The organism is Alkalibacterium sp. m-11 (assembly GCF_054658155.1).
The window spans coordinates 1-16,262 of record NZ_BAAGIR010000012.1 but is presented as its reverse complement, the minus strand read 5'-3'; the positions used below and the strand labels follow the sequence as shown (position 1 = coordinate 16,262).

The 16,262-nt window shown below is 44.3% G+C and carries 13 protein-coding genes; 12 read left to right on the top strand and 1 reads right to left on the bottom strand.

The window, feature by feature from the left end:
* Window positions 1-18 precede the first annotated feature (18 nt).
* From rpsT to pnp, 12 genes are all read left to right on the top strand, one after another.
* A complete protein-coding gene (gene rpsT, locus ACYQ2O_RS02720; protein WP_346024393.1) occupies window positions 19-270 on the top strand; it encodes a 30S ribosomal protein S20 in 252 nt (83 codons plus the stop codon).
* A gap of 95 nt (window positions 271-365) precedes the next feature.
* Window positions 366-2,351: an excinuclease ABC subunit UvrB gene (gene uvrB, locus ACYQ2O_RS02715; protein ID WP_346024392.1), complete on the top strand. Its 1,986-nt coding sequence runs from the start codon at window positions 366-368 to the stop codon at window positions 2,349-2,351.
* 341 nt (window positions 2,352-2,692) lie between these two features.
* Entirely contained in the window at window positions 2,693-3,235 is a 543-nt protein-coding gene (gene pyrR / locus ACYQ2O_RS02710) for a bifunctional pyr operon transcriptional regulator/uracil phosphoribosyltransferase PyrR (protein WP_346024391.1), read from the top strand.
* Between the two features lie 248 nt (window positions 3,236-3,483).
* On the top strand, window positions 3,484-4,398 hold the full coding sequence (locus ACYQ2O_RS02705; RefSeq protein ID WP_346024390.1) for an aspartate carbamoyltransferase catalytic subunit: 915 nt from the start codon (window positions 3,484-3,486) through the stop codon (window positions 4,396-4,398).
* A 19-nt stretch (window positions 4,399-4,417) separates the two neighbouring features.
* Window positions 4,418-5,698, top strand: a complete 1,281-nt coding sequence (locus ACYQ2O_RS02700; protein WP_346024389.1) for a dihydroorotase — start codon at window positions 4,418-4,420, stop codon at window positions 5,696-5,698.
* A complete protein-coding gene (locus tag ACYQ2O_RS02695) occupies window positions 5,695-6,786 on the top strand; it encodes a carbamoyl phosphate synthase small subunit (protein WP_346024388.1) in 1,092 nt (363 codons plus the stop codon). Before ACYQ2O_RS02700 ends, ACYQ2O_RS02695 begins: the two co-directional genes overlap by 4 nt.
* Window positions 6,779-9,964: a carbamoyl-phosphate synthase large subunit gene (gene carB / locus ACYQ2O_RS02690; protein WP_346024387.1), complete on the top strand. Its 3,186-nt coding sequence runs from the start codon at window positions 6,779-6,781 to the stop codon at window positions 9,962-9,964. The genes ACYQ2O_RS02695 and carB overlap by 8 nt, the downstream gene beginning before the upstream one ends.
* Before the next feature lie 24 nt (window positions 9,965-9,988).
* Window positions 9,989-10,915 (top strand): dihydroorotate dehydrogenase, encoded by a 927-nt coding sequence (locus tag ACYQ2O_RS02685; protein WP_346024386.1) that lies wholly within the window; start codon window positions 9,989-9,991, stop codon window positions 10,913-10,915.
* Complete coding sequence (pyrF, locus tag ACYQ2O_RS02680; protein WP_346024385.1) at window positions 10,908-11,615, top strand: orotidine-5'-phosphate decarboxylase; 708 nt, start codon at window positions 10,908-10,910, stop codon at window positions 11,613-11,615. The genes ACYQ2O_RS02685 and pyrF overlap by 8 nt, the downstream gene beginning before the upstream one ends.
* Before the next feature lie 5 nt (window positions 11,616-11,620).
* Complete coding sequence (pyrE, locus tag ACYQ2O_RS02675) at window positions 11,621-12,250, top strand: orotate phosphoribosyltransferase (protein WP_346024384.1); 630 nt, start codon at window positions 11,621-11,623, stop codon at window positions 12,248-12,250.
* Between the two features lie 136 nt (window positions 12,251-12,386).
* Window positions 12,387-12,656 (top strand): 30S ribosomal protein S15, encoded by a 270-nt coding sequence (gene rpsO / locus ACYQ2O_RS02670; protein WP_091264966.1) that lies wholly within the window; start codon window positions 12,387-12,389, stop codon window positions 12,654-12,656.
* 232 nt (window positions 12,657-12,888) lie between these two features.
* On the top strand, window positions 12,889-15,003 hold the full coding sequence (gene pnp, locus ACYQ2O_RS02665; protein ID WP_346024383.1) for a polyribonucleotide nucleotidyltransferase: 2,115 nt from the start codon (window positions 12,889-12,891) through the stop codon (window positions 15,001-15,003).
* 109 nt (window positions 15,004-15,112) lie between these two features.
* Here pnp and ACYQ2O_RS02660 read toward each other — a convergent pair whose 3' ends face one another.
* A complete protein-coding gene (locus tag ACYQ2O_RS02660; protein ID WP_346024382.1) occupies window positions 15,113-16,093 on the bottom strand; it encodes a biotin--[acetyl-CoA-carboxylase] ligase in 981 nt (326 codons plus the stop codon).
* Window positions 16,094-16,262: the final 169 nt, after the last annotated feature.

Here is a 16,262-nt window from a genome sequence, read left to right as displayed (position 1 = left end):
ATAAGGAGTGTTTTACCCATGCCAAACATGATTCAAACTGAAAAAAGACAGAGACAAGACGTTAAGAAGAGACTGAATAACATGAGTCAGGTTACTTCAATGAGAACAGCTAAGAAAAACTTTGTTGCTGCGGCAGACAGCAATGCAGACAACGCTCAGGAGCTTTACAGAAAAGCTGTTAAAGCGATCGATAAAGCTGCTGCAAAAGGTCTTGTTCATCCGAACAAAGCTGCTAGAGACAAGTCCCGTTTAAGCAAAAAATTAGCATAATTGACTGAAAAGTATTCTCTTGAGACGCAAAGTCTTTGAGAATACTTTTTTTATGATAAACTAAGCTTGAATGACTGCTAGAGAGGGGAATTTTTATGGTCGAACAAGCATTTAAACTGAAATCAGTATACCAGCCAGGGGGAGACCAGCCTGAAGCAATAAAGAAATTGGTCAAGGGAATCAAGGAGAACCAGAAAGAGCAAGTTTTACTTGGAGCAACAGGGACTGGGAAGACATTTACCATGTCTAACGTAATTCAGGAAGTGAACAAGCCAACACTCGTCATGGCACATAACAAGACATTGGCCGGTCAACTTTATACGGAGTTTAAGGAATTCTTTCCGGACAATGCTGTCGAATACTTCGTCAGTTATTACGACTACTATCAGCCTGAAGCATATGTGCCGTCTTCCGACACCTTCATCGAAAAGGATGCCAGCATTAATGATGAAATAGATAAGTTGCGACACTCTGCGACAAGTGCTTTGCTTGAGCGAAGAGATGTGATTGTAGTTGCTTCTGTATCCTGTATTTATGGACTGGTCAATCCGAAAGATTACGCGGAACACGTCCTTTCTCTGCGTTCAGGAATGGAAATCAGCAGGGAAACGCTGCTCAGACGCCTAGTCGATATGCAGTTTGAACGAAACGACATTGATTTTCAGCGTGGACGCTTTCGTGTTCGCGGGGATATCATTGAAGTTTTCCTTGCCTCCAGAGAAAGTGAAGCCATTCGTATTGAGATGTTCGGTGATGAGATAGACAGGATTAGAGAAGTTGATGTTCTGACAGGTGAAGTCAAAGCGGATCTGTCTCACGTACCGATCTTCCCTGCCACTCACTTCGTTTCAAATGATGAACAGACTAGGTCGGCTATCGAATCCATTCAGGCAGAACTGAAGGACCGTCTGGAAGAATTGAACAGAGATAATAAGCTGCTCGAAGCACAGCGACTGGAACAGCGGACGAATTATGATATTGAAATGCTGATGGAAATGGGCTACTGTTCAGGCATAGAGAACTATTCCAGACACATGGATGGCCGGAAGCCTGGTCAAGCACCCTATACACTGCTGGACTTCTTCCCTGAAGACTCTCTTTTCATTATTGATGAATCCCATATCACTATGCCTCAGATCAGAGGGATGTACAATGGGGACAGAGCCAGAAAACAGCAGCTGATCGATCATGGTTTCCGCCTGCCGAGCGCACTGGATAACCGCCCGCTGCGCCTGGAAGAGTTTGAAGAACGCGTGCCTCAGATCAATTATATTTCAGCTACGCCGGCTGATTATGAAATGAACCGATCCAGTCAGATCGTCGAGCAGATCATCAGACCAACAGGCCTGCTTGATCCAATCGTTGAAGTCCGTCCGATCAAAGGACAGATTGATGACCTGATCGAAGAAATCAATGATCGAGTCGAGAAAGACGAAAGAGTCTTCATTACGACATTGACCAAGAAAATGTCCGAGGACTTGACCGACTACCTTAAAGAGGTAGGGATAAAAGTCGAATACCTGCATAGTGACGTCAAGACGCTGGAACGGACACAGATCATCCGGGACCTTCGTGTCGGGAAGTTTGACGTTCTGATCGGAATCAACCTGCTCAGAGAAGGACTGGACGTTCCCGAAGTCTCTATGGTTGCTATTCTGGATGCAGATAAGGAAGGATTCCTGAGAAGTGCCCGTTCACTGATTCAGACTATCGGACGAGCTGCCCGAAATGAAAATGGCCGAGTGATCATGTACGCAGACCGGATAACGGACTCAATGAAGCAGGCAATGGAGGAAACCGATCGTCGTCGCCAGATTCAGGAAGAGTATAATAAGGAACATGGCATCACGCCGAAGACGATCAAGAAAGAAGTAAGAGATCTTATCAGAATCTCTACCGTTGTTGATGATGAAGAAAAAGACTTGTCAGAAGAAGTCGTCAAGCAGCTGTCCAGAGAAGAGAGACGACAGCTGATCGAAACAATGGAGCTGGAAATGAAAGAAGCAGCGAAAGAACTGGACTTCGAGAAAGCCGCACAGCTGCGGGATGTTGTCATGGAATTAAAGACGAAATATTCATAATCTACAAATATCCGGTTGACTTTTTTACAGTAAACCTTTAGAGTTAATTTAAATTAAATAACTGTCCTTTAAAGATAGTCCAGAGAGGCTAAGAAGGAGACGCGTATCTTCATGATGTACCAGAGAGTATGTATGGAGATGATAGTCAGGTAGACTGAACATGCAAGAACTGCCGGATTATGCCCAACAAAACAGTCAATGGGAAGCACTCTTATCTTAGATGGATAGGAGTGCTTTTTTGTATACTTCAAACGAAGTAAGTGACATGCTTTATCGGCAGATATTTAATAAAAAAGCTGGACATAGAAATATGCTTTTCAGCTGTCTACAGGAGGCAGGTCATGGAAAATAAAACAGTAGTAGAAGTTGTCAACGAAGCGGCAATCAAACGGGCACTGACACGTATTACTTATGAGATTATCGAAAAAAATAAAGGGATCGAGAAACTGGTGCTTGCCGGTATTCGGACTAGAGGAATCATTTTAGCCCAGAGAATTGCAGATCGTATTCTTGAACTGGAAGGCGAATTGGTCGAAGTAATAGAGCTGGACACATCATTGTATCGCGATGACAGAGAAGATGATGCTTCTACAGCACAGGTATCAGCCGGACATGTTCAGGATGTAGCCGGTAAAAAAGTAGTGATTATTGATGATGTACTGTATACAGGCAGAACTATACGAGCAGCCCTTGATGCTATAATCGATAGAGGAAGACCTGAAAAAATATATCTAGCTGTACTGGTAGACAGAGGCAATAGGGAGCTTCCCATAAGGGCAGATTTTGTCGGAAAGAATCTTCCAACTTCCCGTGAAGAGTCCGTTCAGGTTTATTTGAATGAAGCAGATGGAAAAGAACACGTAGATATAATAAAACCGTCATGAACAAAGTGATGTGAGCTTTAACTGAAGCCCCGTGAGGCACAGAAGGTCACAGGATAGACTATGAGTACAGAGGATGCTTGGGCGCTCCGTGAGTTCATTCAGCTAGAATAGCTAAATGGATCGTAAGCCTGACTTGCAGCTGTTATTGTTTCATAGTTATTTCCGAGAAGACCCGGTGTCCCTGGATACACCGGGTCTTTTAATATCCAAAGAGCCACTGAATGTCCGTAAATACAAAGGAGGAAGAAATGGATACGTCAGAAAGAAGACAGGCCAGACACTTTGTTTCATTGAATAATTATAACGAAAATGACATCATGTCTCTAATAAAGAAGGCACTTGCCTACAAGCATAACTTATCTGTTCCCAAGTACAAGGGAATGTATGCCGTGAACTGCTTTTTTGAAGAAAGTACGCGCACACACAAAAGCTTTGAGATGGCTGAAAAAAAATTAGGAATGGATGTGCTGGATTTTCAGCCCTCCATGAGTAGTGTCAGAAAAGGTGAAAGTCTCTATGACACGGTACTTACCTTACAGTCACTGGGAATCGATCTGATGGTTATCAGACACAGTGATGTTGCTTACTATAACCAGCTGATCGATAGCGAGTCCATTACATGCTCAATCGTCAATGGAGGAGATGGTGCCGGACAGCACCCTAGTCAGTCTTTACTTGATCTTATGACGATTTATGAAGAATTTGGAACATTTAAAGGTGTGAAGGTCGCCATAGCCGGGGATATCCTTCACTCAAGAGTAGCCAGAAGCAATATGCAGATCCTGAAGAAACTTGGAGCCGAACTCTTTTTTTCCGGTCCGGAAGAGTTTGTTGGAACTGAATGTCAGACATATGGCGAGTACAGATCTATTGATGAACTGGTAGATCAAGTCGATGTTGTAATGCTGCTTCGGGTTCAGCGTGAAAGACATATACAGCAGGCAAGTCACGAGCTGGATGTATCCTATTTGGCTCAGTATGGGCTGACCAAAGAAAGAGAATATAGAATGCACAGAAAAGCCATCATCATGCACCCGGCACCGGTTAACCGAGGCATCGAAATTACTGATGAGCTGGTAGAATGTGACCGATCAAGAATAGTCAGACAGATGGAAAATGGAGTATTTGCACGTATGGCAATCATAGATTCGATTTTAAACTAAAAAACAGGGGATGACACGTGTGTCGATTTTAATAAAGAATGCAGAAATAATTGATGGAACAGGACAGACTCGTCAAGTAGATATATACACTGACAAGGGAATCATTCAGAAAATTGGTATGAATCTTGATGATGAAGCTGGACGTATACTGCATGCTAAAGGAAAACTGGTTTCACCTGGACTGATTGATGTACATGTCCATCTTAGAGAACCAGGCTATGAGTACAAAGAAACGATCGAGAGTGGATCAAAGGCAGCAGCTCGAGGCGGATTTACAACTATCTGTGCTATGCCGAATCTCAGCCCAGTTCCGGATACGCCTGAACGATTCAAGAAAATCATAGAGAGAATAGATGAGAGTGCGCAGGTCAAAGTGAAGCATTACGCTCCGATCACAAGGGAACTTACAAGCAATGAACTGACTGATCAGAAGGCTATGTTAGAAGAAGGAGCCTTTGCTTTTACAAATGACGGTGTCGGAGTTCAGACAGCTGGAACAATGTATAAAGCAATGCTTGAAGCCGCAGAAAATGGTGCAGCACTAGTGGCTCATACCGAAGATGACAGCCTCCTGTTTAATGGTGTGATGCATGAAGGGAAAAGAAATAAGGAACTGAACCTTCCCGGCATGCTACAGCTGACTGAGTCAACGCAGATTGCAAGAGATGTCCTGCTGGCTGAAGCCACTGGAGCTCATTACCATGTCTGTCATGTGTCAGCAAAAGAAAGCGTGCGTGTTATTCGAGATGCAAAACGTTCTGGAATCAACGTGACGGCAGAGGTCACTCCACACCATTTACTTTTATGTGATGAGGATATCCCTTCTGATACAAGTCAGTATAAAATGAATCCCCCTTTGCGCAGCAGAGCGGACAGAGAGGCTCTGATCGAAGGGCTGATTGATGGGACGATCGACATGATCGCCACAGATCACGCTCCTCATAGCGATGAAGAGAAAAGCGGATCAATGATCGGGTCTCCTTTTGGCATTGTGGGAAGCGAAACAGCTTTTGCTCTGTTATACACTTATCTTGTTAAAGAAGGGAAGCTCAGCTTAGATCAGCTGATTAGTAAGTTGACCACCATCCCTGCAGATATATTTCAAATGGAAACTGGAAGAATCGAAGTTGGGGCACCAGCAGATCTGGCCTGCTTTGATCTGGGTGGGGAAGAACGTATCTCGCGTGAGGATTTCCTCTCAAAATCGTCAAATACCCCATTCATAGGCTGGAAAGTCAATGGACTGACAGTATTTACAATGGTTGATGGTCAAGTCGTATATGAGGGGGAGAACATATGAAAAAAAGAATGCTCGTACTGGAAGACGGAAATGTTTTTAAAGGATTCGGATTTGGTGCTGACAAAGAAACGATCGGAGAAGTCGTGTTCAACACAGGAATGACCGGTTATCAGGAATCGATCACTGATCAGTCATACAATGGTCAGCTGCTGACTTTTACTTATCCTTTAGTAGGAAATGCAGGCATCAACAGGGATGACTACGAATCCATTTTCCCAACGACAAAAGCTGTGATCGTCAAGGAATTTGCGAGACGACCATCAAACTGGCGAAGCAGAATGAATCTGGATGAATTTTTAACAGAAAAAGATATTCCGGGGCTTACTGGTGTCGATACGAGGCGACTAACGCGAGTGATTCGTGAACACGGTGCTATGAAAGCCATTTTAACGGATTTTACAGAAGAGACTGATGCATTGATCGATCGGCTTAAATCCGTTACTCTTCCGACTGATCAGGTTGCTCAAGTGTCTACTGAACGCCCTTATGTCAGTCCTCAAAATGGACGTCGCGTGATTGTCATCGATTTTGGTCTGAAGCATAGTATCCTACATGAATTGAATAAAAGAGAATGTCATGTAACGGTTCTGCCGCATGATACAAAAGCAGAAACCATACTTAATCTGAAACCTGACGGGGTGATGCTGACGAACGGACCAGGCGATCCTAAAGATCTGCCGTATGCTCATGACATGATCAGAGAACTACAGAAACATGTACCAATTTTCGGGATTTGTCTTGGTCATCAGCTGATTGCTCTGGCGAATGGTGCAGATACGTTTAAAATGACTTTTGGTCATAGAGGATTTAATCACCCAGTACGTGAGATCGCGACTGGTCGAATCGATTTTACGTCTCAGAACCACGGATATGCGGTATCTGAAGAATCAGTCGATAATAATGAACTGAGAATCACACACATTGAAATCAATGATGGAACAGTTGAAGGCTTGAGACATTGCCGGTATCCGGTGTTCAGCGTACAGTATCATCCGGATGCTGCACCTGGTCCTCATGATGCCGCAGACCTGTTCGACCAGTTTATTGAAGAAATGGATGCATGGAAGGTGGAAGAAACGAATGCCTAAGCGAACAGATATCAAGACGATTGTAGTGATTGGCTCTGGACCGATCATCATCGGACAGGCTGCAGAATTTGACTATGCCGGGACTCAGGCGTGTCTTGCTCTGAGAGAAGAAGGCTATGAAGTGGTCCTTATCAACTCTAACCCGGCTACGATCATGACGGATAAGGAGATAGCAGATAGAGTGTATATCGAACCTCTGACTGTCGAATTTATTTCAAGAATACTGAGAAAAGAGCGACCGGATGCACTGCTTCCGACCTTGGGTGGACAGATGGGACTGAATATGGCGATTGCGCTCAATGAGACAGGCATACTTGATGAGCTGGGAATCGAGCTGCTGGGTACTCGTCTATCAGCTATTAATAAAGCAGAAGACCGCGATCAGTTCAGAGAACTGATGAGAGAGTTGAATGAACCTGTACCGGACAGCGACATTGTTCATACCACCCAGGAAGCATTGGATTTCGCAGACTCAATCGGTTATCCTGTTATTGTCAGACCGGCATTTACCATGGGTGGAACTGGAGGCGGACTGTGTGACAATGAAAAGGAACTGCGCGAGATTGTTGGAAATGGACTGAAACTGTCTCCAGTGAACCAGTGTCTGATCGAGCGCAGTATTGCCGGATATAAAGAGATTGAATACGAGGTCATGAGAGATTCTGATGACAATGCGATGGTCGTGTGTAATATGGAAAATATCGATCCCGTCGGTATTCATACGGGAGATTCGATCGTGATTGCGCCTAGTCAGACCCTGACGGACAAGGAATATCAGCTGCTGAGAGATGCCTCCCTTAAAATCATTAGAGCATTGGGTATTGAAGGGGGATGTAACGTCCAGCTGGCTCTTGACCCGAACAGTTTTGATTACTTCGTAATTGAAGTCAATCCAAGAGTAAGCCGATCCTCTGCTCTGGCCAGTAAAGCTACAGGTTATCCTATTGCTAAACTTGCAGCTAAAATCGCTGTAGGATTGACTTTAGATGAAATGAAAAACCCTGTCACTGAAACGACATATGCCCAATTCGAACCAGCTCTGGATTATGTAGTTGCTAAGATCCCGAGATGGCCTTTCGATAAATTTGAAACAGGGGACCGCACATTGACTACTCAAATGAAAGCGACAGGTGAAGTTATGTCGATCGGTCGGACTATTGAAGAAAGTTTATTGAAGGCTGTCCGGTCACTTGAAATAGGGGTCAGCCATATACAGCTGGCTGAGCTGGATCATCTTGACGATGACCAGCTGATCAACAAGACAGTAAAAGCTCAGGATGACCGTCTGTTTTATCTTGTTGAAGCAATTAGAAGAGGGTATCTAGTGGAAGAACTCGCGTCACTGACAAAAATCGACTTATTCTTCCTCGACAAACTGCTTCATATCGTCGAAATTGAACAGCGGCTGACGGAAGGTCAGTGGGATCTTGATCTGCTTGCCTATGCTAAATCCTATGGCTTTTCTGACTGGAAAATAGCTGAATTATGGAATGCGACCGAAGATGAAATCAGGCAGTTCAGAGTCATGCACGAGCTTCTGCCAGTGTACAAGACGGTCGATACGTGTGCTGCTGAATTCGAATCATCCACGCCCTATTTCTACAGTACTTATGAAGAGGAGCAGGAGAGCCTGGTTACAGATAAACAGTCAGTGCTTGTCTTGGGTTCCGGTCCGATCCGCATAGGGCAGGGGGTTGAATTCGATTATGCGACCGTCCATTCAGTTAAAGCCATTCAGGAAGCTGGGTATGAGGCGATCATAATGAACAACAATCCGGAAACTGTGTCTACAGACTTTTCCATTTCGGATAAGCTGTACTTTGAACCTCTGACAGTTGAAGATGTCATGAATGTTATCCAGCTGGAAAATCCAGTAGGAGTGATTGTTCAGTTTGGTGGACAGACGGCTATCAATCTGGCTGAACCTTTACAAAAACGTGGGGTTAAAATTCTTGGGACTACTGTTGAAGATCTGGATCGAGCAGAGAACAGAGATGAATTTGAGAAAGCCCTGAAGAGTCTGAGTATTCTTCAGCCTGAGGGAGGAACCGCTGTTACGGAAGAACAAGCGCTGACTATAGCCTCTTCTATAGGCTATCCGGTTCTTGTCCGTCCGAGTTATGTACTTGGAGGCAGAGGAATGCAGATTGTAGATAATGCTGCTGATCTGTCAAAATACATGAATGATGCTGTACGTATATCTTCAGAACATCCCGTACTTATCGACCGCTACCTGATAGGAGAAGAAGTAGAAGTGGATGCCATCTGTGATGGAGAACAGGTCCTGATTCCAGGAATCATGGAGCATGTAGAACGCTCGGGCGTCCACTCTGGAGATTCCATGGCTGTTTATCCACCACAGCGCCTTTCTCAGAACGTGATCGATACGATTATCGAGTACACCGAGAGATTGAGTCTGGGTCTGAACTGTGTGGGTCTCATGAATATTCAATTTGTTATTCACGAAGATACGGTATACGTTATAGAAGTTAACCCGAGAGCCAGCCGTACTTTACCGTTTCTAAGCAAGGTTACCGGCATTGCAATGGCTCAAGTTGCAACAAAAGCGATACTAGGTCAATCCATTCTAGATCAGGGCTATACACCGGGTCTCCATACACTTTCTTCGATGGTCCATGTAAAAGCACCAGTGTTCAGTTTTTCTAAACTGAACAAAGTGGATGCCAGGCTGGGACCAGAAATGAAATCGACTGGAGAAGTCATGGGGAGCGACAGCACATTGGAGAAAGCATTGTACAAAGCCTTTGAGGCAAGTGATATGAGACTTCCGGAACACGGAACCGTCCTATTCACTGTATCTGATGAAGATAAAAGTGAAGCTGCTGATTTAGCGGCCAGACTGGTCAGCATCGGCTATTCCATTACCGCTACGCAAGGGACGGCCCATGCTTTCGCGCAAAGAGGAATACCGGCTGAGCATATTGAAAAAACTGGTAATCCTGAATACCAGTCATATGATATTCTTGATCTGATTATGAGTGGACAAGTCAATCTGGTGGTTAATACTATGGGCAAAAACATCGATGCTGTACAAGACGGTCTGTCAATCAGAAAAAACTCAATTGAAAAAGGGATTCCACTGATGACATCACTTGATACTGTTTCAGCCATCATCAGTGTTCTTGAATCGCGTACATTCACAACTACAGCACTTTAAAATACTATTAAATGGAGGAGCAATATGACACGACTATCTGTTTCACTACCCGGATTAAATTTAAAAAATCCAGTTATGCCTGCAAGTGGGACGTTCGGATTTGGTGATATGTACCATGATTTGTATGACTACGATCGTCTTGGAGCAATTGTGTTGAAATCTACCACCCGTCAGGCAAGAACAGGCAATGAAGATCCGAAATTTCATCCTTTGAAGCATAGCGCACTCAATGCAGTGGGATTAAAAAATCCTGGTGTAGAAAAGGTTGTCAGCGAAAAACTGCCACGATTACGTGGATTCTCGACCCCGGTCATCGGAAGTGTAGCAGGAGAAACGGAAGAGGAGTTTGTTGAAGTAGCAGATATTTTAAGCGAATCCGGTGCGTTGAGCGCTCTGGAGCTGAATTTATCCTGTCCTAATGTAAAAGAAGGAGGACTGACTTTTGGAGTCGATCCATCCGCTGTCAGACGCATAACCGAAAAAGTCAAGCAGGTGACTTCACTTCCAGTGTACGTCAAACTGACGCCTAATGTGACGGATATTGTGACTATCGCCAAGGCAGCTGAAGATGGAGGAGCGGATGGTCTGAGCCTCATCAATACAGTTTTAGGGATGAATTTTGACACTAAAACTAGAAAGCCGGTCCTGGGGAATGTAATGGGTGGGCTGTCAGGGGAGAGCATCTTTCCAGTCGCTGTCAGAATGGTCTATCAGGTATCACATGAGGTGTCAGTTCCAATTATCGGAATGGGTGGAATCCGAAGCGCAGATGATGTCATTCAGATGTTTCTGGCGGGAGCTTCGGCTGTCGCTGTAGGGACAGCAACTTATCATAACCCGGTGGTCATGAATGAAATCATTGATGCACTTCCTGACCGAATGGCTGATCTGGGTATCGAATCGATCGAAGACTTGATCAGGGAAGTGAAGGAGGGACGCCGGCTTGGATAATGAACCAATCATTGCACTGGATTATTCTAATGTAGAAGATACTGAAGCGTTTTTAAATCGATTCGATTCTGATACATTAAATGTTAAAATAGGTATGGAACTGTTTTATCAGCAGGGACCAGAGATCGTCTATCTGGTCAAGAACAGAGGGCATAGTGTCTTTCTTGATATCAAACTTCATGATATTCCAACAACAGTGAAAAAAGCGATGTCCGGCATTGCGCGTCTTGGAGTGGACATGATAAATGTTCATGCAGCAGGTGGAAGCCAGATGATCGGGGCAGCGATTGAAGGACTTGAAAAAGGAACAGCCGCCGGCCATAAACGCCCGCTCTTACTGGCAGTCACTCAGCTGACATCGACTTCGGAACAGTCTATGCAGGTAGAACAAGGGACAAGCTTTACAATGAAAGAGAGTGTACGACATTATGCGAAGCTGGCTTTTAAATCAGGAGCCGATGGCGTGGTCTGTTCTGCTCAGGAAGCTGAACTGATCAGAGGGGCAACGGATGACCGTTTTCTTAGAGTGACGCCAGGTATACGTCTTGATTACTCGTCTAAAGATGATCAGGTAAGAATTGCTACACCTTCAGAAGCGAGGGAGAAGGGATCCACTCATATTGTAGTCGGACGTCCGATCACTCAAGCTGCTGATCCAGCAGAAATCTACAGCACGATTCAAAGAGAATGGAAAGGATAGAGAGAATGAAAACAGAACATCACACCATACCTGAAGAACTGTTAAGAATAAAAGCTGTCACAGTATCACCTAAAGAGCCATTTACATGGTCAAGCGGACTCAAAAGTCCTATTTACTGCGATAATCGTCTGACTATGAGCTATCCTGAAGTAAGAGAGAAGATAATCAGTGCATTCGTCAGTATCATTCAGACTTATTACCCTGAAGTGGAAGTGATTGCTGGTACTTCTACAGCAGGAATTCCCCATGCTGCATGGATTGCAGACAGACTCAAACTGCCGATGGTCTATATCCGTAGTGAAGCGAAAAAGCATGGGACCGGAAAGCAGATCGAAGGGACCTTCCAGCCTCATGCTAAGATCGTAGTGATCGAAGACTTGATCTCTACTGGACAGAGTGTCATCGATGCCGTCAATGCAGCAAAAAGTGAAGGTGCTGATGTACTGGGAGTGGCTGCTATATTTACCTATGAGCTCGACTTGGGGACCAGCGCCTTTCATGACTTGAATATAGACTACCGCACTATAACAGATTATTCTTCTCTGATCGAGGCTGCATTAAGTAACGGGCTTGTGGATCAGGAAGAGATGTCGCGTCTTGAAAACTGGAAAAAGAGTCCGGAAAGTTGGCTTTGATGCTTGATTTTCACCTGTAAATCCTGTAGTATTTGTATAGTGTTGGCAGCGTCGACACACTGACCTTTACTTGGTTTGTCGTTTCACCAGCGCTTACTCAGTAAATGGAGTCATAAACAGGAAAGAGGTGGAAAACATGGCAGTTTCAAAAGAACAGAAACAACAGATCATTACTGATTACGCTCGCCACGAAGGAGATACTGGTTCTCCGGAAGTACAGATCGCAGTATTGACTGCTGAAATCAACGAGTTGAATGAACACGCAAAGACACACAAGAAAGATTTTCATTCAATGCGCGGACTAATGAAAAAAATTGGTCACCGTCGTAACCTTCTTGCTTATCTACGTAACAAAGACATTACCCGTTACCGTGAATTGATCAAGAGACTTGGTTTACGTCGTTAATTTTGTCCTGTCACATCACGCTGATCTTCATGCTTATGCATAAAGAATGAGCGGGACTACAGACAAATTAATCTTACTAGTTGAAGCGGGATTCTTAGGAATCTCGCTTTATTTACTATAACAAACACTCAGGGGCTTAATTGTCTACTATGCAAATGTGAGCAGATGAAAATGAATCTGATCTGCTGACCTTTGTCTAGTAGGTTAGGCTGCCTGAACAAAGGAGAATATCATGTCAAACAAACAAGTGTTCAAGACAACTATCGGCGGCAGAGAACTGACCGCAGAAATCGGACAAATGGCAAAGCAGGCTAACGGGGCAGTTCTTGTCCGTTACGAAGATACTGTTGTTCTATCCACTGCTGTCGGCAGCAAGAAGCCAAGTAGTATGCCATTCTTCCCGCTTATGGTTGTATATGAAGAAAAAATGTACTCAGTAGGTAAGATTCCAGGAGGCTTCATCAAACGTGAGGGCCGTCCTTCAGAGAATGCAACATTAACCGCGCGTCTGATCGACCGTCCCCTTCGTCCAATGTTTGCTGACGGATTTAGAAACGATGTTCAAATCTTCAATACAGTTATGTCCGTAAATCCTGATAATTCTCCGGAAATGTCAGCCATGTTCGGATCATCCCTTGCTCTATGCATTTCTGATATTCCATTCAACGGACCAATCGCTGGAGTCACTGTCGGACGAGTAGACGGCAAATTCATCATCAACCCGACTGAAGAGGAAACTGAAAAATCAGATATCGAACTGATCGTAGCCGGTACCAAAGATGCTATCAACATGGTAGAAAGTGGAGCGGATCAAGTTGCTGAAGAAGATATGCTTGAAGCCCTTCTGTTCGGACACGAAGCAATCAAAGAGCTCGTTGCTTTCCAGGAAGAAATCGTTGCTGCAGTCGGACAGGAAAAAATGGATGTCACTCTAATCCTTCCTGATGAAGAACTCAAACAGGAAATCATCAGCAAGTATAACGATCAGATGAAAGAAGCGATCCAGACTTTCGATAAACAGGAACGTGCTGAGAAGACTGGTGCTTTGAAAGACCAGATCATCGAAGTCTACGAAGAAGAGTACCGTGATTCGCCAGATCTTGATTCTATTGTAAAAGATGTCAAGACAATCGTCGACGGCATGGAAAAAGACGAAGTCCGTCGTCTGATTACAGAAGAGAATACCAGACCTGACGGCCGTAAAGTAGACGAGATTCGTCCACTTGAATCCGAAGCAGGCATTCTGCCTCGCGTTCATGGGTCAGGCCTGTTTACTCGTGGTCAGACTCAGGCGTTGTCAGTTGCTACGCTTGGACCATTGAACGAACATCAGATCATTGACGGATTGAGCAGTGAAGACAGCAAGCGATTCATTCACCACTATAATTTCCCTCCATATTCTGTTGGAGAGACGGGTCCTGTCAGAGGACCAGGTCGACGTGAGATCGGTCACGGGGCTTTGGGTGAACGTGCACTGTCTTATATCATCCCTAATGAGGAAGACTTCCCGTACACCATTCGTTTAGTAGCGGAAGTACTTGAATCAAACGGATCCTCTTCTCAGGCAAGTATTTCTGCCGGAACACTCGCGCTGATGGATGCCGGTGTGCCTATTAAAGCACCAGTCGGCGGTATTGCCATGGGCCTAGTTATGGACGGAGAAAACTATACAGTACTGACAGATATTCAGGGTCTTGAAGATCACCTTGGCGATATGGACTTTAAAGTTGCCGGTACAAGAAAAGGGATCACCGCTTTGCAGATGGATATCAAGATCGAAGGAATTACGAAAGAGATTCTTGAAGAAGCACTTGTACAGGCTAAGAAAGCCCGTCTTGAGATCATTGATAACATCGAAGAAGAAATTCCAGAACCTCGCAAAGAACTGAGCAAGTACGCGCCTAAGATCGAATCAATCAAGATCAAGCCTGATCAGATAAAAGTGGTTATCGGTAAAGGCGGCGAAACGATCAACAGCATTATTGATGAAACGAATGTTAAAATCGATATTGATGAAGAGGGTAATGTTTCTATATACGGTCAGGATGCAGAAGGTATCAAGCGAGCGATCGAACTTATCGAAGAGCTGACAGAAGAAGTGGAAATCGGCAAGGTTTATACTGGAACGATCAAGCGAATCGAGAAATTCGGTGCATTTGTGGAGATTATCAAAGGTACAGATGGTCTGGTTCATGTATCGGAACTGTCTGATAAGTACATTAAGGATGTTGCCAAAGAATTTTCTGTCGGCGATGTGCTTGATGTCAAAGTGACGGAAATCGATGACAGAGGCCGTGTCAACTTGTCCCGAAAAGCTGTACTGAATGGGAACAACGACGAAGCCTGATTGGACTCAGCTTCCATTATTTAAAAGTAAAAAAATAACCCGCATGGCTATCCTTACGAGGCAACTGCTTATCGTAAAGGACAGCCATGTGGGTTTTTACATAATTGCATCAGAGGTAACCGGATTGCCCTCTGACTGAGAAATTCAAAGAATTGAGATGGTCTGTTTCGTTAGTATTCGGATAACGGATGACTAGTTCTCCTTCATCGCTGATGTCCATGACACGGGCAGATTTTGAGATCTGTCCATGATGAACGGTGATTTCCCGACCTATAAGTCCAGACTTTTCTCTGCATACTGAAATGAATGTAGACGCATCCATCGACTCGCTCCATGCTGTATAAAAGGTGTCGAACCAGGATAGAAAGCTGGTGATGATCGGATTAGGATCGATGACTCTATTTTTTTCAATTGCCAGAGAAGTGGCTTTAGCTTTCAACTCTTCAGGGAGTTCTTCTATGGACAGATTCGTGTTTATTCCCGTCCCAATCACGATGCCGGTCAGTTCTGATCCGCTGAAGTGGGATTCGACCAGAATGCCAGCCACTTTACGGCCGTCGATGAGAACGTCATTTGGCCACTTGATAGAAGCAGACCAGTCCGGTTCAAGTGCTTTGACCAGAGCAGCAGCAGTCAGCTGAGTCAGAAGGACAGCCTGCTGATTGTCGAATTTTGGTTTGAGTACGATAGTCAAGGCAACGGATTTTCCTAGATCAGTATGCCAGGAACGGCCCAGCCTGCCTTTTCCTTTGTACTGATAATCAGTCAGGATGACCGACCCATGAGCCAGTTCTTGAAGGTTTTTTAAAGCATAGGTATTTGTCGAATCGATTCTGTCGAAGAACTGGAACGATCGCCCGATAGAATAAGATTGCAGGTTTTCCGCTACAGACTCTTTACTGACTAGAGGGAGTGTCAGTCTGCAAGTGTCCTGTTCAGTCTGAATCGAGTAGCCCTGCATTTCAGCATCATTTATAAGCTGATTTATCTCTTCTGTCTCTATGTGAAGGGTCTTACTGACGAGATCAAAAGAAACGAAAGACGGATAGTCTGCTTTAAGTAAAGCAATAAAAGAAGAAATTAGTGACATGAGAGACTCCTTTTTAAAATTAGTTAATTAAGGTCAGTATACCCTATGTGTAAAATAGTTGTCGGAAAGTAAAATAGTAGGGCAAGAAATTAAAGTAGACAAAAAGAAAGAAGACCCTTAATCTAGAGATAACCACAAATCCAGAAAAGAGGTCTTCTTATGAATCAAA